Genomic DNA, 25,606 nt, shown 5'->3' with positions numbered 1-25,606 from the left:
AGAGATCCAGACGTGGCGATCATCGTCAGCAACCTGAACAAGCGATTCGGCGACTTCATCGCCGTCGACAACGTCTCCTTCGACGTCCCCGCCGGCCAGCTCGTGGCCCTGCTCGGCCCGTCGGGGTCGGGCAAGAGCACCATCCTGCGCATCATCGCGGGGCTCGAGCCGCCCGACTCCGGGGGCGTCGAGCTGACCGGCGAGGACGCCACCCACCTGCCCGTGCAGGCCAGGGGCGTCGGATTCGTCTTCCAGCACTACGCGCTCTTCCGTCACATGACGATCCGCCAGAACGTCGCCTTCGGCCTCGAGGTGCGCAAGCCGCGCCCCCCCAAGGCCGAGATCAATCTCAGGGTCGACGAGCTGCTCGAGCTGGTCCAGCTCAAAGGCCTGGCCAATCGCTACCCGTCGCAGCTCTCGGGCGGCCAGCGCCAGCGCGTCGCCCTGGCCCGCGCCCTGGCCCCCCGGCCCAAGGTCCTGCTCCTCGACGAGCCCTTCGGCGCCCTCGACGCCAAGGTCCGCGAGGAGCTGAGATCGTGGCTCCGCCGGCTCCACGACGAGGACCACCTCACCACCCTGATCGTCACCCACGACCAGCAGGAGGCCTTCGAGGTCGCCGACCAGGTGGTCGTCCTGAACCACGGCAAGATCGAGCAGAAGGGGCCGCCGCAGCACCTCTACGAGAAGCCCGCCAGCCCGTTCGTCACCCAGTTCCTGGGGGCCGTCAACGTCCTCTCCCGCGAGACCCTCCTGGGCATGGACCAGGCCGACGAGCAGCCGCTCGCCCTGGAGATCCCCGGCGACGACGGGCCGGTCGTGGCCTATGTCCGGCCGCACGACCTGGAGATCAGCCGCCACCTCAACGGCCGCCCCGCCTGGGCCGCGCGCATCTCCCGCCTCCTCCCGCTTGGGGGCCTGGTGCGCCTGGAGCTCGACCTCACCGACGGCACCCGCCTTCAGGTGGAGATGACCCGCGAGCGAAGCCTCGAATTAGCCCTGGCCCTGAATGACGACGTCTACGTCACCCCCAGAGACCCTCGAGACCTGAAGGTCTTCCACGACCGCCCCGCCTTCGTGGAAGACTACGTCATCTGATGAGGTGTTAAGGCGAAGGATCCGGGCGAATCGTCTCGTCCGGATCCAAGATCCGCGAGGCTCGGGTCACTTCGCGGCCGCAGTCGCCGCCGCCTTCTTCACTTCGAAGTTCTTGGTGTTACTCCCGGCCTCCACGGTCGCCGTCAGGCCCGATTTGTCGGGGTCCGAATAGGTCTTGGCGATGGCCGACTTCGGGACCTTGACCGGCATCCCGGGTAAGGCCGTATTCAACTGAGTGGAATCGACGTCGGAGATGGCGACCTTGTAGTCGCCCACGACGGCGCCATCGCCCGGCTCGGTGGTCTGAAGCGTATAGTAGCCACCATCGCCGATGGTCCCCGTGGCGTTGGGGCGAGTGGTGTCCGTCGCGATGAAGGTTACGGTGCCTTTGGAGAGTGGCTCACCGTCGATCACCGTGACCGTTCCCGAGACCCGCCCCATGGTCGGACCGTCCGAGCCGCAGCCGGCCGCGAGCGTTCCGAATAAGAGCCCGAGCCCGAGCGTGATCCGTGGACTGAGTGAGGGTGGATGGAGGCGCATCACGGGCGGATTCTCCTCGAAAGCGGCGGAATGCCGCCCTGGCACGCGGCCGAGACGGCATTTCGCCGGGACGCAAGTGAGACGCACGGAGGGCGGCTGTTAGTACGCGTCGGACGAGAGGATTTCGCCCTGTGAGCGGGTGCTCAAGGCCTGGTAGACGTTGAAGTTGACCGTGCTCTTGAGGAACTTCACCGAGCCGTCGGCCATGGCGAAATTCGCCCCGCCGGGGTGCTGGCTCCTGAACGAGTACTGGCGGGTCCAGTTGCCGACTTCGGGGACCGGGAGTTTGTAGTTGAGCGGAACCGCCGTCGATCCGATCGATGCGTTTCCGCCCACCCAGGCATTCCAGACGGTCGTCTTGCGGATCTGCTCGCCGATCATGAGCGTGTTCGACGTCCCGTCGCCCACCATGTTCAGGCTGACGTTGGCCCCCCAGGCCCAGAAAATCCCGCTGCCCGCCGGCGACCCGTTATCGGTCTGCTCATCGGTGATGCGGGCATGGCCGAGCTGGGGGAATCGACAGGGGAGGTTCAGGTCGTTGCAGAGGATGACCTGGCCGAGCCGGTCGTTGAGGCCGCCGCCGCACGCCAGGCAGTTGTCGCCCATGTTGCCGACGTAGGACGTCCCCGCGGCGTCGAGGCCGCTCAGGTCGTCGGGGTTGTTCTTGTCGATGTTCGGGCTGTCGTCCGACGGGCAGATCAAGGCGTTGAGGACCGTGACTCGGATCGTCATGTTGGGGTCGCCGGCGCCATATTGCGCGTTCCACCGCCAGCCGCTGTCGACATACGTGCCCATCATCATGCTGAAATTCACGGCGTTATACAGCGGCCCTTGCTCGAGCTGGGGCAGCATCTGCACCAGGAAGCTGCTGTTGTTCCAGGCGATGCCGCTCTTGGGCCCGAAGACGGGGTGGAGGTACATCGTCGTCGGGAATCGGCCGCCGATGTCGTGATAATTGTGGGCGGCGAGCCCGAGTTGCTTGAGGTTGTTGATGCACTGGGCGCGCCGGGCCGCCTCGCGGGCCGACTGGACGGCGGGAAGCAGCAGGGCGATGAGGACCGCGATGATCGAGATCACCACCAGCAGTTCGATGAGCGTGAAACCTCGCGACTTCTGGCTCGACATGGCCTGAACCTCCGGAAAAGAAGAACACCGGGAAGAGGACGTTCCGTCCGGGGAACCAATGAGGCAATCGAGGCCGGGTTGGGCTGTTTAAAAAATCGACCCCGCGTCAATCAAATCAATTCGCGGCGCAGCATCGCCGCGACCCGACGCACGAGCTGTTGAACCGCCCGGCATGAGGAGCGAATCCATCAGCCCGTGCGGGCCGTCAATTTATTGGCGTGGTCGAAACGTAGTAAAACGCCTTCTGCCTCGAACTTTGGATTGTGATTCCGCCGGGCACGCGCGTCAAGCACCGATTTTCTACAGACTCACGAACCGATCGGCCCCAGGCCAGGGCCTTTCCGAGTCTGCATGGAGCCCCCGTCCCGCGCCGGAACCGCCTTACTTCGCCCCATTCTTCCCGGGCTGGGGTACGTCTTTCTTCTCGACGGTCGTACCGTCTTCCGGTTGAACCTTACGGTCGGCCCCTTGTGGCTCGGCCTCGAGCACGGGTTCCTGGGGAGGCGGCCAGCGGAGTCGCCTCGCTTCTTCCTCGATTTTCTCCACATCGGGCACGCTGATTTGATATTTCTCGGCGAGAGCGGCGAGGTTCTTGCCAAGAACGCGTTCGATGATCGCCCTGTGATCGGCCATGCGCTTGTCGAACGCGGCCGAGTCGTTGACGGGCATGCTCGCCTCGTCCATCGGCAACTCCAGATTGGCCTCCTGCACCGCCAGGGCCCGGATCCCGTGGGCCTCCCTGAAGACTTCCTTCCGCTTCTCCAGCGGGAGGTCGACCGTCTTGAAGCCCGGTGGCAACTGGAACACCGAATCGTCGCCCGTTGACGCGGCAGGGTCCGTCGTCGGCGGCGAGTTCTCTCCGCAACCCGCCAACATCAGGCCGATCGCAAGGCCAAGCCACACCGACGCGGCGGCACTGGCTCGGCCATCGTTCGCGGTTCGAATGATCCTGAACGGGGAGCCATGTCCCATGATTCGACTCTCGATCTTAAGATTCTCGATTGGCGAAGGCGGATCGCCCCGACTCCCGTCAGGATGTCACCTCGCACTCCGAAATTCCACAGAATTGCAGGATCGGATTTCGGGAGGGTTGGGGACCCTCCAAGATGGCATCAAGCAAGGGAAGATCGCCTTGCAATCAAGTGAGTTCCGCCGATTGCATCGTCCAGATGGCCAATCATTACCTCGTGACGCGGGCGATCAAACTCACGAATCAAAATTAAGTGAACACATAACGATTCATTAAATAGAACCGCGGACTCCGTGCTCCTGCCCGATCGGCGGGATGAGATGAATGGCGCGAGGTGTCGAGCGAGGCGATGATCGGGTTCCGTGCCATTCCGGGGATGCTCAGGCGAGCGGCTTCCCGGGGGCCGAGCGTGCCCCGGCCTTCAAACGTTAGGGACCCCCTCGCCCATCCCTGGACGAGGGAGTCCCGCTGCCGCGTGTTGCCCGCGACCGTGGCGCCTCCCGTCAATGACGTTCGCCGATCACTTGGATTTGCCGGCGACCGCGATGCCCTTCTTCAGTGCGACCGGCCCTTTGGGATGACTTGACTTCGGCCGCACGACGACCTGCTTCTTCTGGGCGATCGGCACGACCTTCTTGGTTTCGGCCGTCCCGAGGGCGACGACCGCACTCGCGACGGGAAGGTTCGCGACATTGCCCGCGCCGTCGGAGATCGAGGCCCCGGCCGGCAAGAGGATTCGACCGTTCGTCACGGCGGCCTTCCCGGTGGCGACGTCGGCGCGGGTCAACTTATAGGTGAACAGGAGCGTGTTGGTGCCGCTGCCTCCGCTGTAGACGAGCGAGCGCTTCAGGTTCTTGAACGTGAGCAGGATCGTCGGGAGGCCCTGGACTGTCACGGCCTCGCTGAAGGTGACCTGGTACGTGAGCTTCTGGCCGACGGCGTAGCGCTTCGCGGGGGACTGGATCGGCGAGACGCTCGTGATAACGGGGGCCTGCGTGTCGACCGGAACCCCGCCGGTATAGATGGCGGCCGGGCTGAGCTGGGTCACCAGGTAGCCGGTGGAGCCCTCGACGATGCGATCGGTGAGGCTGATCCCGATGGACGTGCCCGGCGCGATCGTGACGTCGCCGGAATCCCCCGCCTCGAGCTTCACCTTGAAGACAAGCTGAGACGTCCCGCTCCCCGAAACGTACCGGGCGAGCCGGGTCGCGGAGCCCACGTTGACCACAAACCAGGGCTGGCCCACCACGTCGACCGCGTTGCTGAAGTTGACCTTGAAGCTCGGACTTTCGCCCGTGGCGGAGGTGGCACTGGCGCTGACCGTCTGGGAAGCGCCCAGGGTGCCGAGGCCGGTGGAACGGCCGTCGATGGAGGTCGCCGTGGTGGTGGGGCCTGCGAAGAATCGGGGGAGCGCCCAGAAGAGATTCAGGAACGAGTGACCCGAGAGCGTGACCGGCCCGTAGAAGCCGACCGGGAGCGCGACATACGCCGATGCGATCGAGCCGTACCCGGCCCCGGCGTTGGTCACCGAGACGCTGCCGATGTTGCCGTTCAGCGCGATGAAGGCGCTGGCGGCGGACCCCGCGGGGCCGATCAGCGACCCGAGCGTGAAGGCCAGCTTGTTCGACGCCTTCTGGAGGGCCTGGCCGACCAGTCCGGTCGTCAGGTTGGGAAGGGTGGGCGTGGCCTGGGTCGTGTCGCGGGACGCGACCCGGATGTTGATGTTGCCGACGCTGTCGCCCGCGTAGACCGAGAGGGCCGAGCCGAAGCCGAAGCGCCCGGTGGACGTGATCGTGACGTTGCCGAGGTTGCCCGGAGTGTTCTCGGCGAGCAGGGGCAGGATGAAGCCGGGGATCGACCCGAAGGCCGTGGCGGCGTCGAAGCTGGCGAGGAAGGCCGAGAAGAAGATGCCCGTGCCGATCGAGTTAACGTCGACGTTGCCGATCCCGCCGTTCGCGGCGAAGTAGCTGGTGTCGATCCCCGCCGGCACGAGTGACCATGCGTCGTTGGGGGGCTGGGGCACCGGCAGGATCGAGCTGCCCGAACGCCCCGTGGTCACCCTGATGTTGCCGATGGTGGAGTTGTAGCTCGACTGGTCGTAGTCGAAGATCGACGCCCGGAACTCGCTCTCGGTGATGCCCGAGCCGCCGAGCACCGTCACGGTGATGTCGCCGATCGACCCGGCCGCTCCGGCGTTGAACTCGCTGGCCTCGATCCCGTTGCCGCGGAGCGACCCGTTGGTGACGGTGATCGGGCCGATGGCACCCCGGTTGTTGAAGTTCCCCTTGTTGTCATAGACCGCGTTGCTCGCGGTGAACGAGGAGCCCGAGATGCCCGGCCCCCCCTCCTCGCGGTCGGTGACGTCGACGGTGATGGAGCTGATCAGCTCGCCGGAAAACGTCGAGCCCGAGATCGCCGCCGACTGGGCGAGGTACTGGCCCGAGGTCTTGGCGTAGATGCCGAACAAGGCGCCGAAGTCGTCTTCCTCGATGACGGTGCCGGGAAGATTCGGGCCGTTCTTGGCGTTGCCGTAGTCGGAATCGGCCGTGAACGACGAGCCCGAGATCGCCGTGCCGCCCCTCGTCGTCGCGTTGATGAAGCCGATGTTGCCGTCGGCCGAGAAGATCGAGCCGACGATCCCGTTCGCCAGGACGGACGTGCCGCTGGCGATGGCCGTGATGCCGGACGTCAGGGCGTCGGCCAGGGTGCGGGCCGACCCGATCGATCCATTCGAGGCCGTGAAGAGGCTGTTCTGGATGGCGTTGCCGCTATTGACCGATTCGGCATAGATCCGGCCGATATCCCCCTGCGTCAGGTCGAAGGTCCCCCCCGAGATCGCCGACGCGTTGAGGGCCCTGGACTTGATGGAGGTGATATCCCCCTTCACCTTGAAGATCGTGTTGCTGATGCCCAGGCCCAGTCCCGACCTGACGTCGACGTCGATGCCGTCGATCTGGACGTCGGGCCGCTGGTTCTCATAGTCGGACCAGGCGCGGAAGTTCGCGTCGACGATGCCGTTGCCGAGTTGGCCGCCGAGCACGGTGGCCTTGATCTGGCCGAAGCTGGTGGCGTAGGCGGTCAGGGCGTTGATGGCGTCTCCGCCGTTGGCATTCGCGGTGCTGTCGATCCCCGCGATGCGGCCCGAGGCCTGGATCCGCGTCGCGCCGTTGATCCCGGCGCCGCCCGCTGGCCCCCCCTGCGCGGTGATCTGGCCGATGGTGCCGAGATCAGGGTCGAACTTGCCGTTGGCGTCGAAGCTGCCGGCCTGGATGCCCCGGCCCAAAACCGTCGACCGGCCCGTGATCGGGCCGATGGCCCCCTCGGCCACGACGATCGCCTGGTAGATCCCGTCGCCGTTGCCGATTCCCGTGATCGCGGCGATGTTGCCCACCTGGGCGTGGATCACGACGTTGGAGAGGCCGGTGCCGACGTACGCCTGGCCGAAGATCGGGCCGATCTCGGCGGCGAGGATCTGCGCCGCGTCGATGCCGTTGTTGTCGTCGGCCACCGACGTGGGCGCCCCGGCCGTGACCGTGGGCAGGATCAGCGAGCCGTAGGAGATCCCGGTCACGCTGGCGATCCGGTTGCCGGCCTGATGACCCGCCTGGATCAGGGTGCCGTGGATCGCCTTGGCGGCGAAGGCGTATGCCGACACGTCGCCGATGTTGTCGCCCGCGATCAGGCTGCCGCCTTCGATCGCGACGCCGGCGGGGCTGGTGACCGTCACGTCGCCGAGACTGTGCGCGGCGACGAAGACGGCCAGGTTCAGCGAACCGCTGTCGACCAGGACGTTGCCGATATTCTGCGCCTTCACCTTCCAGCCGACGCTGCCCGAGTAGACGCGGATGTTGCCGATGTCGCCGCCCGCGGAGATCTGCGTGTTGGACACCAGCGTCTGGAACGCCGAGATGTCGCCGATGTTCCCGCCCGCGAGGATGACCGTCGAGTTGATCCCGCCGGCCACGCCCGTGATGGTGCCGATGTTGCCGCCGGCGATCACCTCGGCCTTCACGCTCGACGCGGACTTGATGTTGCCGATGTTCCCGCCGGCCTTGAAGATCCCTTCGAGGTCGACCGGCGTGCGCGCCGTGGCCGTCCCCTGGGGGGCCGCGGTGGGCATCAGCATCTCGACGTTGCCGATGTTCGACCCGGCCTCGAACGAGGCGCCCGCCTCGAAAATCACGGCGGTGACGTTGCCGATGCTCGACGCCGAGACCCATCGCGAGAGGACGCTACCGTTGAACTCGAGGCTGGCGATCCCCTTCGTCGCGCCGGTGTTCACCACGGCGGCCGCGTACTTGTCGGGCACCAGGATCGGGTCTGTCTCCGACGGGTCCGAGCCCGAGATCCCGCCGCCCGACCGGATGTTCCCAGTCACAAGCTCCGCCGTCGCGTCGGTGAAGCCAATGTTCAGGTGGCCCGCCGTGGTCAGGAAACCGCTGAACTGCTTGGGCAGATAGACCGTCGTCGCCTCGGCCGCGTCCCGCGTCGTGATCTCCCCGTCGATCTGGCCGAGGCGAATCGAGCCGATGCCGCCCGCGCGGATCGCGTTGCGCATGGCGCTCCGGGGCGCCACGATCGAGCCGATCTTGCCCGTCACGTCGATCACGCCTCGCAGGTCGTTCGTCGTGTCGGTCACGTCGAACGGGTCTTGCGTGGCCACGCTGATCGAGCCGTTGATCACGATCGCGCCGATGCTCCGGGCTTCCACGTCTCCCAGGTCGATCAGGCCGGCGGTCGGGTTGTACTGGGCACCGGGGCCGACGGGGCTCTCGTCGTAAATCTCGGCCTCGCCCGTCACCGGGCTCGTGATGACGATCGTCGGCGCGCTGACGCTGATCGAGCTCATCGTGGCGGAATTCGTGGCGTCCACGAACGTCACCATCCCGGTGTCGAGCGTGATGTTGCCGATGGCCACGCCCGGCAGCGCGATGTCATTGACGATGGCGGCGCTCAGGTGGATGCTGCCGAGGTCCGTCACACCGTTCGAGGCGGTAATCGACGTGACGCTCGTGTATCCGCTGCTGAACAGCTTGTTGAAGGTGGGACCGGCGTTGATCGTCAGCTCGTTCGGCTTGACGATGACGTTGAGCCCGTTTGCCGCCGTCAGCCCGACCAGGTTCAGCGAGTAAATATCGGCATAGTTCGTCGCCTCGCCCGACAGCCGCAACGTGAAACCGCTGGCACCGCCCGTGGGCCCTTCGACCTTGACCTCGACCGTGTCCCCATTCGCGTCGAAGAACGCGACGTCCTGATAGACCTGGCCCGGGACGATGGCCCCCGGGACCGTCAGGAGTTGTCGGCTCTCCAGGGGCTCGAGGGCAAGTCGCATTCGTCTCATCCGAATGTCGTCTCGCGTCTTGCTCGATGCGGTGGCGGGACGGAGCTTGCGCCAGCTGGGCATGGGTCGAATTCCTTCGCGATATCGCAAGCTGTGAATGTGACCGCAAGATTCTCGAGGACCGACCGCCTGCCGCTCGGCGCCGCAACGCCCTCGCGTGAAGGACGAGGAACGTCGCATCGTCGAGCTTCGCGGCTCGGCCTTCCGGTCAGGCACGCCGACTCGGGCCGGATGGCGTGGAACTGCACCGGATTCCGCGGAACGGCGCGGAAACGCCACGCAGGACCGGAACAGCGTCCTGCGTGACGGATTCAAGCGAGTCAGTGGTCACCATAGAACACGAAATTAAAGGCGAGTTTAACGTCTGCGGAATCGCAGTCGTGCCTGTGCGGCCCGAGGCATTCAATCCTTGGGGTGTGCGGGGTCCAGACCGGCGCCCGACAGCTCGTCGAACCATGATTTCTGATCCGACACGGCATGGACGAACGTGCCTCGATGGTCGGCCTGACTCCCGGCGGGCATCGCCCTGGTGGAGCCACCTCCCATGAGATCCTGATATCCGGCCGGGAGGGTGGCGATGAAGGCCGGGACGACCTCGTCAATGTCGCCGAAATAGGTTCGGAGCGGGGTCTTGCTCCGCCAGAGATAGACCTGGTTGTCCCGATTGATCTGCCAGTACCGCCCCTCGCCGAGGGAGCTCGACGCCCTGAATTCCGCCCGCAGGAACCCGTTCAAGGTGGCCGGCGTCTTCGCCCTGAACTGTTCCCAGGTGATCCGGTTGCCGTACAGGTCCCTCGCTGCCTGCCGGTAGGCCGGCTCGATGGCCGAGTCCACGAGGTCGGGCAGCCCGTAGTATTCCGCGTAGGCATTCAACTGGAGAGCCATGAGCCCCGGCAGGTAGATCGCGTCGGAGTCTCGGGGCGCGTGGATCCAGCGGTTGATGATCGCGTAGAGGTCGTTCGGGGTGCTCGCCGTGACGGCCGCCTCGACGGGGATCCCGACGCGTTCGAGCTTGCTGAGGAAGGCCATCGTGGTCCAGGCCCCTTGCGACCATCCGCTGACGAAGAGCGGGCCTTGCCTGACTTGAAGCGAGGTGCAGACCTCGCGCGACGCCCTGAGCATGTCGAGGCATGCTTGCTGGGCGCTTTCCTTGACGAGATAACTGTCGGGCTCGGTCGACTCTCCCTTGCCGAAATAATCCGCCCCGATGACCACGTATCCCTGGCCGGCGAATCGAGCGAGCATCAGCCGGGTTTCCGTCGATTCGTCGGGATGGCTCGGCACCGCGGTCCTGGTGAAGACCGTCCCATGCTGATATGACACAACCGGCATATCGTCGCGGCCGGTCACCGGGATGGCGACCAGCCCGGAGGCCGTCGTGGGCCGCTGATTTCGCTCCGGAATCACCGAGTCGTAGAGCACCCGATAGAGCTTCACCGGGAACCGAGCCGGGGGGAAATCGACCTTGAACTCCGAGAACTCGAGGCGTTCCGTCGTGAGGATCCGGTTGAGGCGGGCCACGTCATAGGTGCCGATCTCTCGATACCGGACACCGGCCGAAACCACCTTGTCCTCGCCGGGTCCGGTCTCACCCGCCCGGAGCGTCGCGGCATCCATGGCAAGGAAACCGAGGACGATCGAGATTGCCATCTGCGTGCGAACATTCATGGGGCTTCCCTCTGAGGTGCGATGCGATGGCCGAGTTCCCAACGGCTCGCGCGGGAACTGCGTCCGCGCGGGAGTGGTCCATCGGCCCGGCACGGGAGGACGGATGACGCGTCGGTCAGACTCGTTTCAAGGGCGGCACATGGGAGGGATTCGCCCCGTTCCCCGCCCGAGACCGACGGCTCACGAGGTCATTCAGGGGCCATATGCGGCCTTCTCAGGGGAACATAGAACACCCGACCGGCACACAGGCCGACGCCGTCGGGTCGCGACCCGTGCATCCACCGATCGGGGCGACGTCGGCGAAACAACCGAGCAGCGAGCCGCAACCTGCCAGGCGTCGGCCGCCGGGTCGGTCAGACGGACGAGGTCGCCGATGCGAGACCAGACGGCGAGACGCGACAGCCCGGATCGAGGCGGGATTGCCGGGAATATCGCCGGCGGTGCACACACTCGCCCTCAAGCCGAGGGATGCACCGCGGACCTCCGTTGCTACCGATTTTTTTGCTTATACTTTTATACAATACATTCAAAGGAACGACCCTGCATGGACTCCGCCGGCTCGCGCCCACATCCATCCGGCCGCGTCCGTGTCAAGGGGCCGATTCAGGAGTGGGCACGCCGGCCCAGCGACCACTTCCAGCTCGCGGAGAGCGAAGGCACGGCGGCCAGTTCCGCGGCCAGGGCGCGATCCTTCTTGTCGACGGTCATGACCCGGTTCGCCCGCTCGATCGTCCAGGTGGGGGCGGGGCGGTTGATGAGGGTGAGTGGCTGTGCGGGGGCGACGAGGCCCTCGGCCAGGACCCGGAAGTACCAGCCGGTGAGGCCGGTCTGCTGGACCTTGCGCGTCAGGTCGTTGATCTTCCAGCGGCGGGCCAGCTTCCAGCAGGGTTGGCGGGGCTGCGAGACCTCGACCGTCGCTTCGCCGATTTTCCAGACGTCGCCGATGCAGACGTCGGCCTCGGACATCCCGCCGAGGGTGAAGTTCTCGCCGAACGCCCCATGAGCGAACTCGGGCAGATTCAGTTCCTGCCGCCAGAACGGGTAATGGGCCGCGGGATAGCAGCAGACGGCCTTGTCGGGCCCGCCGTGGACGGTGAGGTCGGCCTGGCCGTCTCCGTCCAGGTTCGTCGTGCGCAGGAGGATGGGGCCGGAGACCGGGGCCTTGTAGGAGCCGGTGGTCCAGAGGCTCTCCATCGGGTCGTCGGCGTCTTCCAGGCCGAACTCCCGGGGCAGGCCGACCTGGATCGACAGCAGGGTCGGGGTCGTCTGATCCATCGCGGGCATGCTCCCTCGGCGGCCGGAAGGCGCGGAACTCGGGCATCGAGCGGCTTCATCGCGGGATCCCGGCCCGGCGCATGATACCGGTTGCGGCAAGAGCCCACGTCAGCACGCGAGACCATCGCGTCGGGTGATCACGTCTGGACCTTTCCGTAGGCGCCGCACGACTCGCGGACGACCAGCCTGGGCGACACGGTCAGGCTGCGGGCGGGCAGGGCGGGGTCGGCAATCCGGTCCTGCATGGCCTTCAGCGCGACCAGGGCGATCTCGCGGCAGGGCTGGTGCATCGTCGTCAGGGGGACGGAGAGCAGGGTGGCGAAGCGGACGTCGTCGAAGCCGACCACGCGGACGTCGGCCGGCACGCGGGATCCGGACCGCTCGATCGAGCGCATCAGGAGCGCCGCCACGTCATCGTTGGCGCACAAGACGGCGTCGGCCTTCGCGTTCTCAACGAGGCCTCGGGCGAAGGAGACGTCGTCGGGGTCGCCCACGTGGACGAACCCCCGGGGGACGTCCAGTCCTCGGTCGAGCATCGCCTCGCGGGCCCCCGCGATCCGGGCGTGCACGGTCGCCGCCGACAGCGGCCGCGCCGCATAGGCCAGGTTCCGGCAGCCCAGCTTCAAGAGGTGCTCGGCCAGCGCATAACCGCCGGCGAAGTTGTCCACCCCCACCAGGTCGAACTCGCTGCGAGCCGGATAGGAGCCGAGGTCGCGGTCCAGCAGGATGACCGCCAGGCCGGCCCGCCTCAGCCGCTCGGCCAGGTCTCGGTTGATCTCCGCTCGTCCCTCGACATGCTCGAACGGCGCGAAGAAGACCCCCGCGACTCGCCCACGAATGAACTGGTCGCAGAGCCCCGCGGCGTCCTCGATGCTCGGGTCGCCCGGCGGCCTGGTCCCGGTCCCGGTCCCTCCCCAGAGCAGGCCGTAGCCGTGCGCCCGTGCCAACCCGGCCAGCTCGCCGCAGACCGCCTCGAAGATCTCGGTGGTCCCGAGGCCGGGGATCAAGAGGCCGAACTGCCTGGCCACCACGTCGGCCGCGGGCGCCGCCCTGACGAAGCTGCCCGAGCCCACCCGGCGCTCGACCATGCCCCGATCTTGCAGATCCCGCAGCGCCCGCGCCACCGTCGGCCGCGAGACCCCGAACCGTTCCACCAGCCGGTGCTCGCTGGGGATGCGCCCCCCCGGCCCGTACTTCCCCGCCACGATCTCGGCCGCCAACTCGCGTGAGATCAGCTCATGCTTGGCCTCGGTCGGCATGGTCCCCACCTTTGACAGGCCCGCTCGGTTGTCATGACATCTTCCCGGCAGATCTCCGCCCACCTGTTCTACCAAATCGCCGCGCCCGGCGTAAACTGAGTGTGTCGGATGAGTGAGACGAATGTCCACGACACACCGATCCAAATCACTGTTCTCAACGATGGATCTCCCGCGAGCCGGGGCCGAACTGGCCGCCCGACCGAGGGCCATCAACGAAGGAGCGGACCATGCAGGCGATTCTGAAGCGACTGACCCCGAAGAGCTGGCGGACGAAGGCCGAGACGACCCGCAACCCAGGCAACCCCGCCGCCGAAGTGCTCGGCGACGTGAAGGCACGAGGCGGAGACGGCGACCGGCCGACCCCCTCGGACGAGCCACCGAACCCGGTCAATTCAATGTCCTGGTTCTACCCGCCGCTCCCCTGATCGCGACGGGGCGCATCGCAGGCCCGGCCCCCGGACTTCCGAGCCCGAGGGCCAACGGACCTGCTGCGTCTCTCTCGCGTCAGCGACCGGCCAGGTTCCGACGGATGTTCACGAGCGACGAGATGCTCCTGCCCAGGGTGGCATCGTTCTGGAAGAGGCCGGTGAACACCGCCCGGAACCTCGTCCCGTAGGTGGAGATGGTGCTCACCGGGATGTTGAACTGGGCCACCCCCCGGTCCAGCGCCTGTGCGGCGATCACCCGGTCACCGGCCACCAGGTTGACCGTCCCGGTCGCGGTGTTCGACCGGGCGGCCTTCCCCGCGACCCTGACGAGGAAGACGACCGCTCGGTCGGCCCCGTAAGGGGTGGTCCTGGCGACCATCGTCGTCGAGGTGGCGGGCGGCTGATATTCGAAGGCGCCGAGGTCGACCTTCTTGCCGACGAACCGGCGGAAGCCCGCGCCTCGAGCATCGAGCCCGTTGCGCGTGCTGGCGGCAAGCACCGCGTTGCTGCCCGCGTCGATCGCCGGGCTTCCCTTCAGCAGGGCCATCGTCGGCACCAGCCCGCCGTTGTCCTTCAACGCACCGAGGTTGGGCGCCTGGGTCAGGAATCGGGGCCCGGTCCTAGTTGCACCGCCCAGGGCCTGGTACGGGTTGACCAGGTTGACCCCCTTGGAGACGACCAAGGCCGAGCCTGTGGTCTGGTTGTTGATCAGGACGCTGGTCGAGCCCGACACGATGCTGTTGGTCAGGCTGAGGGTGGCGTTGCCTGCCACGCCGCTCGGGGTTGCGCCGTAAGAGAGGTTGTAAATCTCGCTGGCGCCAGTGGTCGCCGAATCTCCGCTGAACGTCCCCTGGACGATCGAGACGCTACCGTCGAGGTTGAAGATCGCCCCGCCATAGCCCGCCCCGGCGCCGCCCATCGGCTGGCCGCCGATGATGTTCCCGCCCGCCCCGCCATTGGCCTGGTTGCCGTTGAACGTGCTGTTGGTGATGTTGACGGTGCCGTAGAGGTTGAAGATCGCCCCCCCCATGCCCGCGCCGCCGCCGCCAATCAACTGGCCACCGCCACCGCCGCCGAATCCTCCGGGGCCTGCGGCCGCGTAATAGACGACGTCGGCGCCACCTCCGCCGCCGCCGAACCCGCCACCGCCGGCACTCAGGCCAGTACCGGCCAACTCGCCGGTCACGCCATTGGCCCCGCCGCCGCCGCCGAATCCTCCACCGCCGGACTGGCCGCCGCCCCCACCGCCGACGCCGCCACCCCCCATCTCATTGCCGCCGCCGCCGAACGCATTGCCGCCGACGCTCTTACCGCCGCCGGCACCCCCGGCTCCACCCCCTCCGTCGCCGCCCGCGCCGCCGCCGCTATAGTCCTCGCCGGTGGAGTAGACGCCGGCCGTCCCGCCCAGGCCGCTGTTCCCGCCGCCGACACCACCGGTCAACGAATTCGCCGCCCCGCCGGGCTGCGTGAACCCTCCGCCGCCGCCGCCGTTATGGTCACCCGATGCGCCGCCAGCACCGCCGATGAGGTTGCCGCCGGGGTTAGGCCAGTTCGCGCCGAAGTTCCCCCCGCCGCTGTCACCGATCGAGTCCGTGCCGATCCCGCCACCACCATAGCCGCCGCCGACGTTGCCCGTGGAGGTTCCCCCTTGCGCGACGTTGGACGTCATCGTCACGCCCGAGAGGTTGAGCGTCCCCAGGTTGAAGATCGCCCCCCCCGCGCCCATGCCGCCGCCGCCGATGTTGCTATTCCCGCCCACCGCCCGGCCGCCTGAGATCGTGAGGTCCTGGAGCGACAGGGTCCCCGCCGGCGGGCCCCCCGCGATGTTCCCGCCCGAGACGAAGAAGAACCGCGCATTCGCCGAGCCCGACGCCACCAGCGACGCGCCATTGCCCTCGATCGTCAGGTTGCCGGTGATGATCGGCAAGTAGTTGGGCCCGAACCAGGAGTTGTCGACCGAGCCGAAGCTGTAGGTCGAGCCGGCCGCGAGCTGGATCGTGTTCGGCCCGGGAAGCTGGTCGAACGTGATGATCGCGCTGATCAGGTCGGCGCTGTTCCCGGCCGGGATCGCCACGACCGCGAGGACCTGCCTCGCCTCCAACCGCTCCAGCGAGAGCCCAATCGGCCGCTTCGCCCGCCGCCCACGCTTCGTCCGGAACAAGTCGAGCATGACCATCAATCGGACCCCTTCGCCAGTCAACCGTCGGCTCTCCACGGCTATGCAGCCGCGGGATTGAAGCGGCGCCCGCCACACAGACCCGAGAGCGTGCCCGCGATGTCACGGGCGATTCCGAGGGGCGGGACACCTCCGGAGGCAACCTAGTACAACGCAGCGGAGGCCAGCGGTCCGAATCTGAACTTCTTGTTCGGCCTGAGGTTGTCGAGACCTTTCAGCCCCCATCGGGCCGCCATCGCCGGCGTACCGTCCAATCTCGCCGCTTGAGTTCGAGTCGCCCCGACTTCATCATCAAAGGCTCCCCGTTCGACCGTTCCCCAGACCGCGAGAGGCCGGATGCCCGACAACCCAGCCTCCGAAGTTGATGGCCACACCGGGGACCTCGATCCTGCGGAGCAAGCGAGGCTCGCCCTGAAGGGGCGCGTGCTGTACGGCAAGTTCTGCGGCGAGGGGGGGCAGGGGACTTGCGCCGAAGGATTCGCACGCCACCAGATCCAACAAGGCCGGCCCCAGGTCGCCCGCGACCTCCTCACCTATCTCGACGCCCGCCTCCTCGCGCTCCGCGACCATGACCCCGATCATTCCCGGGCCATCACCGAACACCTCGCCGCCCGAATCCGCCAGCACCTAGCCGACAACCCCGTCCCTTGAACCCGCCCGCTCAGCCCATCATCGCGGCCCAGAACTGCGACCGATCCCAACATCAATCGCGGAGAGACATCGCGAGCAGCTGCGGAAAATTTCCACCGATTTCCAAAATAGGCAGAACAATGCCAAGTCATTTCAGGACTATCTCAATGGGGGATTCGCCGAGGCCGACCTCGCCGGGCGTCCCGACACCTCCACCTCTCGATCGCCCCCAATCAGTCGTCAGGATTGAGTATTCAAGCAGAGATCGAATCGAAGCCAACGCGAATCGAAGCCAACTCTGGACAGATCGAACCCATTCTGACGCGAAACGAACCCAATCGTGGTACGGAACGAACCCATTCCTGGCGACGACAATCCACCCACAAATCTATACAGATTTTGGACTTACAAACAAAATTGATTCACAACCAATTCTCATGCCTTTGCCGCCGACGCTCGCGGGTTCGGGCATACGAGACGCAACCGGGCATGGCGGGGGGAGCTTTGTGGGACCCTGGACGGCGGAGAGTTGGATCGGCTAAAACGGCCAATTGCCAGATCTCGCACAATCGAACCCACCGGGGCGGACGACCCTCTCCGCCGTCGGTCGTCCCGGTCTCCCGCAGCTCGAATCCCCTTGGAGTCTGCACCCGATGAGACGCCCGTTCTCCAGCATCGCCCTGCTGGCCCTCGCCGCGCTGGCCTCGGCCCAGGGTCAGGCACGCGCCCAGGAAGCCAAGGGGGCGCCCGACGTCCCGACCCTCAAGGTCGAGAAGTACACCCTGCCCAACGGCCTGGATGTCATCCTCCACGAGGATCACACCACGCCCGTCGTGGGGGTGAACCTCTGGTACAAGGTGGGATCGAAGGACGAGAAGACCGGCCGGACCGGATTCGCCCACCTGTTCGAGCACCTGATGTTCCAGGGCTCCAAGCACCATGACAGCGAGTACTTCGGGCCGATCGAGAAGGTGGGCGCCCAGATCAACGGCAGCACCAACACCGACCGGACCAACTACTTCGAGACCCTCCCCTCCAACGCCCTCGAGCTGGCCCTCTGGCTCGAGTCCGACCGGATGGGCTTCTTGCTGCCGGCCCTGACCCAGGCGAAGCTCGACAACCAGCGCGACGTCGTCAAGAACGAGCGTCGGCAGCGGATCGACAACGTCCCGTACGGCCAGTCGATGGAGAAGATGCTCGAGGCGCTCTACCCGCCGGGGCACCCCTACCACCACAGCGTCATCGGCTCGATGGCCGACCTGTCGGCGGCCAGCCTCGACGACGTCTCGGCCTTCTTCCGCACCTACTACGTGCCCAACAACGCCAGCCTCACCCTGGCCGGCGACTTCCAGCCCGAAGAGGCCAAGCGACTGATCGAGAAGTACTTCGGGCCCATCCCGCGCGGCCCCGACGTCGCCAAGCTGGCTCCGAACGTCCCCAAGCTCGACGCCCCCAAGCACCTGATGATGACCGACCGGGTCGCCCTGGCGCGGGCCCAGCTCTCATGGCCGACTGTGCCGGTGGGCCACCCCGACGAGGCGGCGCTCGACGTCCTGGCGTCGGTGCTCGGCCAGCTCGACAAGGAGAACCGGCTCTTCCTTGCCCTTATGTACGATAAGCAGCTCGCCGCCGGCGTCTCCGCGTTCCACCCCACCTCGGCGCTCACGGGCGTCTTCGGCGTCTCGATCACCGCCCGCCCTAAGAACACGCTCGACGACCTGGTCGCCATCGCCGACGCCGAGATCAAGCGGCTCCAGGAGCAGGGGCCCACCGCCGACGAGGTCCGCAAGGCCCAGGCCGGCACCGAGAGCGGCCTGATCATCGGCCTCCAGTCGGCCACGCGTAAGGCCGACTTCCTGAACGCCAACAACGTCAACTACGGCGACCCGCTCGCGTACAAGGCGGAACTCGCCCGCCTGTTCGCTGTCACCCCCGCCGATGTCCAGAGAGTCGCCAAAACCTACCTGACGGCCAACCGTGTCAGGCTCGACGTGAATCCAGGCGCCCCGACCGTCCGTGCGCCCGAAGTCGCCGTCGACCGCGACAAGCAGTCCCCCGTCAACAGCCCGCCGGCGGTGGCCGCCGCGACCACGTTCGATCGCTCGGTCATGCCCAAGGTCGAGGGCAACCCGACCTTCACCCCGCCCAAGGTCGAGCGCCGGAAGCTGTCCAACGGCCTTGAGCTGCTCGTGGCCGAGCGGCACGGGCTGCCGATCGTGTCGATGAACCTCGTCGTCCGCGGCGGCGGCGTGCTGGCCCCCGCCGGCAAGGAAGGCCTGGCCGAGTTGGCCGCCGACCTGATGACCGAAGGGACCAAGACCCGCGACACCCTGAAGCTAGCCGGCGAGCTCTCCGAGATTGGAGCCTCGCTGGGCGCCAACGGCGGCCTCGAAGCCTCCAGCCTGTCGATGACCACCCTGACGAAGCATCAGGACAAGGCCCTGGAGCTGTTCACCGACGTGCTCCTGAACCCGACCTTCCCCGAGAAGGAGCTGGTCCGCCTGCGCAACCAGAAGCTCGCCGCCCTGATGAGGCGGGCCGATAGCGCCGAGGGGATCGCCGGGGTCGTCTTCCCCAGGCTCCTCTACGGGACCGACCACCCCTACGGCCGGACCGATTCCCCCAAGTCGGTGCGCGACCTGTCGCGCGACGACGTGGTGGCGATCTACAAGTCACTGTTCGTCCCCAACAACACGGCCTTGATCGTCGTCGGCGACATCACACCCGACGCCGCGGTTGAGGCCCTGGAGAAGGCCCTGGCCGGCTGGAAGTCCGGCGAGGCCCCGGCGCACACACTGCCCGAGCCCCCCGCGGCGAAGCCCGGCATCTACCTGGTCGACAAGCCCGAAGCGGCGCAGTCGGTCCTGGTCGTCGGCGAGGTCGGCGTCCCGCGCAGCACGCCCGACTACTTCCCCCTGACCGTGATGAACGCCATCCTCGGCGGCCAGTTCTCCAGCCGGATCAACCTGAATCTCCGCGAGGAGAAGGGCTACACCTACGGCGCCCGCTCGGGCTTCGACTTCCGCCTGGGGGCCGGCCCCTTCCAGGCGACCGCCCCGGTGCAGACCGCCGTCACCAAGGAAGCCCTCTCCGAGCTGCACCGCGAGCTGACCGAGATCGCCGGCACCCGACCCGCCACCGAGAAAGAGCTGACCTTCGCCAAGGACCGCCTCGTCAAAGGCTTCCCCGCCCGGTTCGAGACCAATGGCGGTGTCGCCGCGACCCTGGCCGACCTGTTCATCTACGGCCTGCCGGCCGACTACTTCGCCACCTACCAGCCCAACGTCGAGGCCGTCAACGGCACCGACGTCACCCGGGTCGCCAAGTCCTACGTCAACACTGGCCGGATGGCCATCCTCGTCGTCGGCGACCGGACCAAGGTCGAGCCGGCCCTGAAGACCCTCCCCTTCGCCAAGTCCATCATCGTCCTGGACGCCGAGGGCAACCCCGCCACCGACGCCCCGAAGCCCTCCGACGAAGTCAAGTAAACCGTCCCGCAGCTTGAAGGCCCCGCCCCGGCCAGCGCGCCGGGGCGGGGCCCTCTCCCCGACCGAGACCTCTTCCAGCCCGGCCCCGATCGCGAACTTGTGCCGTCGTTCCTGGATCAAGCCGTAAAACCACCGACCCCTTCAAGAGATCGATTCCGCCGCCCATGGATCTCAACCGAAGCTCAGGCCGTCGCACCGATGTCGGGCGGCGCGGCTCAGACGATCACGCGCAGGTTGCGCAAGCGGTCGATGGCCGCGTCCAGGGTCTCGTCGCGCTTGCAGAAGCAGAACCGGATGTACGCACGGCCGAGATCCTTCTGGCGGAAGAAGCTGGACGCGGGGACTGTCGCCACGCCCAGGTCGCGGACCAGGTGATGGCAGAAGGCCACATCGTCCATCGGCCCGAAGGCCGAGATGTCGGCCATCACGTAGTAGGCCCCGTGGGGCATCCGGAGGTCGAAGCCGATCTCCAGCAGGGCCGAGCAGAGCCGGTCACGCCGTCGCTGGTAGTCGGCCGAGAGGTGGTCGAAGTAGCTCCTCGGCAGGCGATAGGCCACGGCCCCGGCCTCCTGGAGCGGTGCGGCCGCGCCGATCGAGACGTAGTCGTGCACCTGGCGGAAGACGTTGGTCAGGGCCGGCGGCGCCATGATCGTGCCGACGCGCCAGCCGGTCACCGAGAAGGTCTTGCTCATCCCGCCCACGGTCACCGTCCGGTCGCGCATCCCGTCGAGCGAGGCCAGGCTGATGTGCGGCCGGCCGTCGAAGACGATGTGCTCGTAGATCTCGTCGGAGATGGCGATGACGTCCCACTTGCGGCAGAGCGCCGCGACCTGCTCAAGCTCCTCGCGGGTGAAGACCGTCCCGGTCGGGTTGTTCGGGTTGCAGAGGATGATGGCCTTGGTCCGGTCGTTGAACGCGGCGGCCAGCTCGTCGAAGTCGAACGTCCAGCCGGGCGGCCGGAACGGGACGAACCTGGGCGTGGCCCCCGCCAGCACGCAGTCGGGCCAGTAGTTCTCGTAGAAAGGCTCGGAGAGGATGACCTCGTCGCCCGGGTTGATCAGGCCCGTCAGCGCGACCAGCATCGCCTCGGTGCTGCCGCAAGTGACGGTGATCTCGGTCTCGGGGTCGACGTCCAGCCCCAGGTGCCAGGCGGCATGTTCGGCGATGGCCGCGCGCAGCGAGGCCGAGCCCCAGGTGATGGCGTACTGGTTGATGTCGCCGAGGATCGCACGGCAAGCGGCCTCCTTCACCTCCATCGGTGCGGGGAAGTCGGGCATCCCCTGCGCCAGGTTGATCGCGCCATATTTGCGGGCCTCGACCGACATGCCGCGGATCACGCTCTCGGTGAACCTCGACGCCTTCTCGGAGAGCAGGGGGCCTTGCATCGGCGGATCGGCTCCGGTCACGGGGCGAATGGGGAAGGGACATCCAGGGCATGTCAAACGGGCAGGGGCCCCATTCTCAGGCAAGTCCGGCACGTCCCGCAACGCCCACCCTCGCCGATCCGACCGCCAGCATCGTCGCAGGCCAAACCCGGCGAGAACCGCGGCGAAGGTTTGCGCGTTGGCCGACGGCGGCGCGGGCCGATCTCCTACCCCAAGACGATGGCCGATCGGCGCCCGGAGGCGCGAACGCGGTTGACCGGCCCGCACGAGCTTGCAGGCACCCGGCCGTCCCCCCGGGGCGTCGCGGGCGAGACAGGGAGGACTTTTCGGATGACTCAGGATCGCAGGCGTAAGGCCGATGCACGCCGCTTCCAGCCCAGCCTCGACGGCCGGCTCGAGCCCAGGTTGCTGCTGTCGGGGACCCGCACTCAAATTGCCGCGCTTCCGGGCAAGTTCATCATCCAGGTGGCCGGCGGTGGCACCAAGTCCCGAGTGGTCACCCCCACCGGGCAGATTTTCGACCTCGTCCTCACCGGCACGGGTTCGGTGAAGGCCACCGGCAACGCCCGGACCGGCAAGGTCGACATCGTCGTCCAGGGGACCAACCAGGACACCGAGCTGACCATCAACCTGATGGGCCGGGCCAAGTTCAAAGGGTCGGCCCACACCTACGCGTCGGGTGCCGTCTTCCGCACGAACATCCTCAACGTGAATTCGATCAAGGTTTCCAGCGGCACCATCGGCTCAATCCTCGGTTACCGGACCGCCATGCTGACCGGCCCGATCACCGTTGCGGGCACCAATAAGGTCGAACGGATCGCCTTCAGTGAGATCGCCCCGTCGGCCTCGATCAACGTTGGCGGCGACCTGAATACCCTGGACGTCATCAACAACGCCTCGTTCAGCGGGCCAGGGACCGGCGTGACCACCGGCCGCGACCTGAACTCGGTCTACGTGGGCGGGAACCTGTCCCTGGCCGACGGCGCCAGCATCACCGTCGGCCGAGACCTCGGACTCACCGCCCAGCCGGCCAAGGGGACGGGCCCTTCGGGTCAGGGAATGGTCGTCCAGGGGAACTTCACGATCGGGGCGACCAGCGCCCTGAAGATCGTCCGCAACGTGGTCGGTTCCGTCGTCGTCCAGGGGAACCTGACGGGCAGCAGCCGGATCTCCGCCGCGGGCGGGAGCGGGGCCCTGATCGTCTCGGGCACGACCACCCCCTGATCGAGAGGCCTCAGAGTCACGAGGGCGGGCCGGCCTCATCGGCGCCGGCCCGCCCTCGGCGGTTCCAGGCTCAGCAGAACGGCCGCAGGGCCGTCCGCATCTCGGCGGCGGTCGGGTAGCGCTCCGAGGGCTCGCGGGCCAGACACTTGTCCAGAACGCGTTCCAGCTCGACCGGCACCTCGGGCCGGCGCACGCGGATCGGCACCGGCTTCTCTTCCAGGAGCATCTTGATGGGGTCCATGCCCTCGGGCCCCTGGTCATAGATGAACTGGCCCGAGATCAGGAAGTAGAGCGTTGCCGCGGTGGAATAGAGGTCCCCGGAGGGGAGCACCGTCTTGAAGTCCAGCATCTGCTCCGGCGGCATGAACGGGATGGTCCCGCGCATCTCGCCCGAGAAGGTCAGGGCCGAGAGCCCCAGCCCCCGGTAGCTCTTGGCCAGGCCAAAGTCGCTCACCTTGGCCACCAGGCCCTCTTCAGCACGGGCAATCAGGATGTTTTCCGGCTTGATATCCCGGTGAACGAACCCCAGATTATGCGCGTGGTCGAGCCCCTTGAGCACCTGCGCGGCCATCCGGCAGGCCTGGTCGATCGGGTAATGCCCCGGGTTCGACGTGGCCAGCGACTCCAGGTTGGTACCCGCCACATACTCCATCGCGAACCAGAACTGGCCCCGGGTCATCCCCTGCTCGAGCCACTCGATGATGTTCGGATGCTTCAACTGGCTGATGACCGACATCTCGCGGAGGAACCGGTCCACGGCGATCCGCGTGGCGGCGATCTCGGGGACGATCAGCTTCAGGGCCACCAGTCGGCCCGTGTCATTGTGCCGGGCCAGGAAAACGACCCCCATCCCGCCCCGACCCAGCTGGCGTAAGGTCGTGTAGTGCGGCACCGGCTGAGGGGTATTCGCGGCCTCGCCCCGGCAGAAGTCGCAGAGCCATTCCACCTGCGGGCCCACCGGCACGTTCGTCCCATTGAATCCCGCCGGCGCGGTCGTACCGCACCCGACGCACGACGGGCTCGCCCCCCCCGGGGACAGTGCCACCGTCGGCGAGGCGCCGGCCGGCACGCCCATCGACGACGGGTCGCCCGCCCCCTCGACCCGGACCCGGAAGACGCTCTGGCCGGCCGCGATATGGTCGCCCGAGTTCAGGCGAGACCGCTCGATCCGCCGATCGTTGAGGAACGTCCCGTTGGTGCTCCCCAGGTCGCGCACCTCGCACCGGGGCGGGCTAAGCTCGACCAGGAAATGGTCGCGAGACAACGCAGAGTCCTCCGGCATCGGGCAATGAACGAACCGCGACCTCCCCACGATGAACGTATCGTGACGGTCGAAGACGAACGAACGGCCGCGCCGGGGGCCCTGGATGACATCCAAGATGACACGCATCGTCTGTGTAGTCAGTCCTTTGGGTCAAGTTGTCTCAGTTATACTACGCGGGAATCGCCCCAACGATCGCTCAGGCGTCAGGATTTTTTTCGGTCGGCAACTCAACCGATGACTGCCGCGAGGGATCGGGCCCAGCCCAGCGAGGATGACCGTCGATGCGAGCGATCCGAAATGAAGTCCGAGATGCCATCGCCGCAGGGCAGGGGGTTGTCGCTCTGGAGTCGACCCTGGTGGCCCACGGCCTTCCCTGGCCGGACAACCTGGAGACGGCCCTCGACTCCGAGGCCGCTGTCCGCGCGGCCGGCTCGATCCCGGCCACCGTCGCCATCGTCGGGGGAAGACTGACCATCGGCCTGAGCCGCCCCGAGATCGAGGCGATGGCCCGGTCGAATACCTACCTCAAGGCGAGCCGACGCGACCTGGCCCTGGCCGTTGCCAGGGGCCTGAATGCCGCGACCACCGTCTCGGCCACGCTCTGGGCGGCTCGAACTTCGGGCCTGGGCGTCATGGCGACCGGCGGCCTCGGGGGCGTGCACCGCGGGGCCGCCGAGTCGTTCGACGTTTCCGCAGACCTCGACGAGCTCGCCAGGGCCGACGGCTGCCTCCTGGTCTGCTCCGGGGTGAAGTCGATCCTCGACGTCGCGGCCACCCTGGAAGCCTTGGAGACCCGCGGCGTGGCCGTCCTGGGCTACCGGGCCGACGAGTTCCCCGCCTTCACCGCCCGGTCATCCGGCCTGCCGGTCGAGCATCGCCTGGACGATCCGACGTCCGTGGCCGAAGTCGTCGCAGCCCATCGGGCACTCGGTCTGCCTGGAGCCCTGCTGCTGGCCCGGCCCGTGGACGAGGAGGTCGCCGTCGACCAGGCCTCGATGGACCTGGCGATCGAGGGGGCACTGCGCGAGGCCCATTCCGGCGGGATTCGCGGCAAGGCGATCACCCCGTTCCTGCTTGGCAAGGTGCGAGAGCTGACCGAAGGCCGGAGCCTGGGCGCCAATCGCTCACTGATCGTCGCCAATGCCGGGCTCGCGGGCGAGATCGCCGCGGCGCTGGCGTCACGCCGGACGGCGATTTAGCGGGAGGGATCCGCGGCCAGCGCCTCGCTGATCTGGCCGAGCATCCGAGCCATCGCGCCGTCGGCATACGCAACGTGCGGCCAGGGCCAGTGGACGGCATCGCCGGCATGGCGGGGGATGAGGTGCCAGTGGCCGTGGAAGACCGTCTGGCCGGCGACCTTGCCGTTATTGACCACCAGGTTCAGTCCATCGGCCCCCGTCGCGGCGCGGATGGCCCGGCTGAGCCTAGGAATGAGCCGGGCGGTCTCCGCGGCCACATCCTCGGGCAGCTCCGAGAGGTCGGCGTGATGCGCCTTCGGGACGACCAGGACATGGCCCGGATTGACCGGGTTGAGGTCGAGGAACACCAGGGCGTGCTCGGTCTCCAGCACCTTCGACGACGGGATCTCACCGCCGATGATCTTGCAGAAGATGCAGCTCGGGTCATGACTGGACATGGCCGATCCCCGACTGACTCGATGGTTCGAGACTCCCCGGTCATTGCGGGACGCAAGCCGACGGATCGCATCCCCTCGCCGACCCTGGCAGTGGGCGAGGGG

17 protein-coding genes are annotated in these 25,606 nt (G+C 67.2%); 6 read left to right on the top strand and 11 right to left on the bottom strand.

The window, feature by feature from the left end:
* Positions 1-12: 12 nt before the first annotated feature.
* Positions 13-1,095, top strand: a complete 1,083-nt coding sequence (locus tag EP7_RS01525) for a sulfate/molybdate ABC transporter ATP-binding protein (protein WP_463525793.1) — start codon at positions 13-15, stop codon at positions 1,093-1,095.
* A gap of 66 nt (positions 1,096-1,161) precedes the next feature.
* On the opposite strand, the gene EP7_RS01520 is transcribed toward EP7_RS01525, so the two are convergent.
* The 7 genes from EP7_RS01520 to EP7_RS01490 form a co-directional block, all read right to left on the bottom strand.
* Complete coding sequence (locus EP7_RS01520) at positions 1,162-1,635, bottom strand: hypothetical protein (RefSeq protein ID WP_463525791.1); 474 nt, start codon at positions 1,633-1,635, stop codon at positions 1,162-1,164.
* 99 nt (positions 1,636-1,734) lie between these two features.
* Positions 1,735-2,760 (bottom strand): DUF1559 family PulG-like putative transporter, encoded by a 1,026-nt coding sequence (locus tag EP7_RS01515; RefSeq protein WP_463525790.1) that lies wholly within the window; start codon positions 2,758-2,760, stop codon positions 1,735-1,737.
* 381 nt (positions 2,761-3,141) lie between these two features.
* On the bottom strand, positions 3,142-3,567 hold the full coding sequence (locus EP7_RS01510) for a hypothetical protein (protein WP_463525789.1): 426 nt from the start codon (positions 3,565-3,567) through the stop codon (positions 3,142-3,144).
* A 683-nt stretch (positions 3,568-4,250) separates the two neighbouring features.
* On the bottom strand, positions 4,251-9,062 hold the full coding sequence (locus EP7_RS01505) for a beta strand repeat-containing protein (RefSeq protein WP_463525788.1): 4,812 nt from the start codon (positions 9,060-9,062) through the stop codon (positions 4,251-4,253).
* Positions 9,063-9,473: 411 nt separating this feature from the next.
* Complete coding sequence (locus EP7_RS01500; protein WP_463525786.1) at positions 9,474-10,739, bottom strand: alpha/beta hydrolase family protein; 1,266 nt, start codon at positions 10,737-10,739, stop codon at positions 9,474-9,476.
* 603 nt (positions 10,740-11,342) lie between these two features.
* A complete protein-coding gene (locus EP7_RS01495) occupies positions 11,343-12,014 on the bottom strand; it encodes an MOSC domain-containing protein (protein WP_463525785.1) in 672 nt (223 codons plus the stop codon).
* Between the two features lie 137 nt (positions 12,015-12,151).
* A complete protein-coding gene (locus EP7_RS01490; protein ID WP_463525784.1) occupies positions 12,152-13,273 on the bottom strand; it encodes a GntR family transcriptional regulator in 1,122 nt (373 codons plus the stop codon).
* A 227-nt stretch (positions 13,274-13,500) separates the two neighbouring features.
* Here EP7_RS01490 and EP7_RS01485 point away from each other — a divergent pair, with 227 nt between their 5' ends.
* Positions 13,501-13,698: a hypothetical protein gene (locus tag EP7_RS01485; RefSeq protein WP_463525782.1), complete on the top strand. Its 198-nt coding sequence runs from the start codon at positions 13,501-13,503 to the stop codon at positions 13,696-13,698.
* Between the two features lie 79 nt (positions 13,699-13,777).
* On the opposite strand, the gene EP7_RS01480 is transcribed toward EP7_RS01485, so the two are convergent.
* Positions 13,778-15,871: a choice-of-anchor Q domain-containing protein gene (locus tag EP7_RS01480; protein WP_463525781.1), complete on the bottom strand. Its 2,094-nt coding sequence runs from the start codon at positions 15,869-15,871 to the stop codon at positions 13,778-13,780.
* Between the two features lie 342 nt (positions 15,872-16,213).
* Here EP7_RS01480 and EP7_RS01475 point away from each other — a divergent pair, with 342 nt between their 5' ends.
* Together EP7_RS01475 and EP7_RS01470 are read left to right on the top strand one after the other, a co-directional pair.
* On the top strand, positions 16,214-16,528 hold the full coding sequence (locus EP7_RS01475; protein ID WP_463525780.1) for a hypothetical protein: 315 nt from the start codon (positions 16,214-16,216) through the stop codon (positions 16,526-16,528).
* Positions 16,529-17,160: 632 nt separating this feature from the next.
* The gene (locus EP7_RS01470; RefSeq protein ID WP_463525779.1) at positions 17,161-19,995 is read left to right on the top strand and encodes a M16 family metallopeptidase; all 2,835 of its coding nucleotides are present in this window, start codon (positions 17,161-17,163) and stop codon (positions 19,993-19,995) included.
* Between the two features lie 215 nt (positions 19,996-20,210).
* Here EP7_RS01470 and EP7_RS01465 read toward each other — a convergent pair whose 3' ends face one another.
* The gene (locus EP7_RS01465; protein WP_463525778.1) at positions 20,211-21,380 is read right to left on the bottom strand and encodes a pyridoxal phosphate-dependent aminotransferase; all 1,170 of its coding nucleotides are present in this window, start codon (positions 21,378-21,380) and stop codon (positions 20,211-20,213) included.
* 330 nt (positions 21,381-21,710) lie between these two features.
* Here EP7_RS01465 and EP7_RS01460 point away from each other — a divergent pair, with 330 nt between their 5' ends.
* Positions 21,711-22,604, top strand: a complete 894-nt coding sequence (locus tag EP7_RS01460; RefSeq protein WP_463525777.1) for a hypothetical protein — start codon at positions 21,711-21,713, stop codon at positions 22,602-22,604.
* A gap of 70 nt (positions 22,605-22,674) precedes the next feature.
* Here the strand turns inward: EP7_RS01460 and EP7_RS01455 are convergent, their stop codons facing one another.
* Entirely contained in the window at positions 22,675-23,994 is a 1,320-nt protein-coding gene (locus EP7_RS01455; protein WP_463525776.1) for a protein kinase domain-containing protein, read from the bottom strand.
* A 155-nt stretch (positions 23,995-24,149) separates the two neighbouring features.
* On the opposite strand from EP7_RS01455, the gene EP7_RS01450 reads away from it, so the two are divergent.
* A complete protein-coding gene (locus tag EP7_RS01450; protein ID WP_463525775.1) occupies positions 24,150-25,067 on the top strand; it encodes a pseudouridine-5'-phosphate glycosidase in 918 nt (305 codons plus the stop codon).
* Here the strand turns inward: EP7_RS01450 and EP7_RS01445 are convergent.
* Positions 25,064-25,504, bottom strand: coding sequence for an HIT family protein (locus tag EP7_RS01445; RefSeq protein WP_463525774.1), 441 nt, complete (start codon positions 25,502-25,504; stop codon positions 25,064-25,066). The genes EP7_RS01450 and EP7_RS01445 overlap by 4 nt on opposite strands.
* Positions 25,505-25,606: the final 102 nt, after the last annotated feature.

Source organism: Isosphaeraceae bacterium EP7 (assembly GCA_038400315.1).
Classification (GTDB): domain Bacteria; phylum Planctomycetota; class Planctomycetia; order Isosphaerales; family Isosphaeraceae; genus EP7.
Note: the sequence above shows the minus strand (reverse complement) of the source record. Positions and strands in the feature narration are given on the sequence as shown.

What these genes read in the sequence shown, in the direction of transcription:
- EP7_RS01505 (WP_463525788.1), bottom strand. Translation starts at nt 9,062, where the DNA reads ATGCGACTTGCCCTCGAGCCCCTGGAGAGCCGACAACTCCTGACGGTC.
- EP7_RS01465 (WP_463525778.1), bottom strand. Translation starts at nt 21,380, where the DNA reads ATGCAAGGCCCCCTGCTCTCCGAGAAGGCGTCGAGGTTCACCGAGAGC.
- EP7_RS01455 (WP_463525776.1), bottom strand. Translation starts at nt 23,994, where the DNA reads ATGCGTGTCATCTTGGATGTCATCCAGGGCCCCCGGCGCGGCCGTTCG.
- EP7_RS01520 (WP_463525791.1), bottom strand. Translation starts at nt 1,635, where the DNA reads ATGCGCCTCCATCCACCCTCACTCAGTCCACGGATCACGCTCGGGCTC.
- EP7_RS01495 (WP_463525785.1), bottom strand. Translation starts at nt 12,014, where the DNA reads ATGGATCAGACGACCCCGACCCTGCTGTCGATCCAGGTCGGCCTGCCC.
- EP7_RS01480 (WP_463525781.1), bottom strand. Translation starts at nt 15,871, where the DNA reads ATGCTCGACTTGTTCCGGACGAAGCGTGGGCGGCGGGCGAAGCGGCCG.
- EP7_RS01445 (WP_463525774.1), bottom strand. Translation starts at nt 25,504, where the DNA reads ATGTCCAGTCATGACCCGAGCTGCATCTTCTGCAAGATCATCGGCGGT.
- EP7_RS01470 (WP_463525779.1), top strand. Translation starts at nt 17,161, where the DNA reads ATGAGACGCCCGTTCTCCAGCATCGCCCTGCTGGCCCTCGCCGCGCTG.
- EP7_RS01475 (WP_463525780.1), top strand. Translation starts at nt 16,214, where the DNA reads ATGCCCGACAACCCAGCCTCCGAAGTTGATGGCCACACCGGGGACCTC.
- EP7_RS01460 (WP_463525777.1), top strand. Translation starts at nt 21,711, where the DNA reads ATGACTCAGGATCGCAGGCGTAAGGCCGATGCACGCCGCTTCCAGCCC.
- EP7_RS01515 (WP_463525790.1), bottom strand. Translation starts at nt 2,760, where the DNA reads ATGTCGAGCCAGAAGTCGCGAGGTTTCACGCTCATCGAACTGCTGGTG.
- EP7_RS01490 (WP_463525784.1), bottom strand. Translation starts at nt 13,273, where the DNA reads ATGCCGACCGAGGCCAAGCATGAGCTGATCTCACGCGAGTTGGCGGCC.
- EP7_RS01485 (WP_463525782.1), top strand. Translation starts at nt 13,501, where the DNA reads ATGCAGGCGATTCTGAAGCGACTGACCCCGAAGAGCTGGCGGACGAAG.
- EP7_RS01450 (WP_463525775.1), top strand. Translation starts at nt 24,150, where the DNA reads ATGCGAGCGATCCGAAATGAAGTCCGAGATGCCATCGCCGCAGGGCAG.
- EP7_RS01500 (WP_463525786.1), bottom strand. Translation starts at nt 10,739, where the DNA reads ATGAATGTTCGCACGCAGATGGCAATCTCGATCGTCCTCGGTTTCCTT.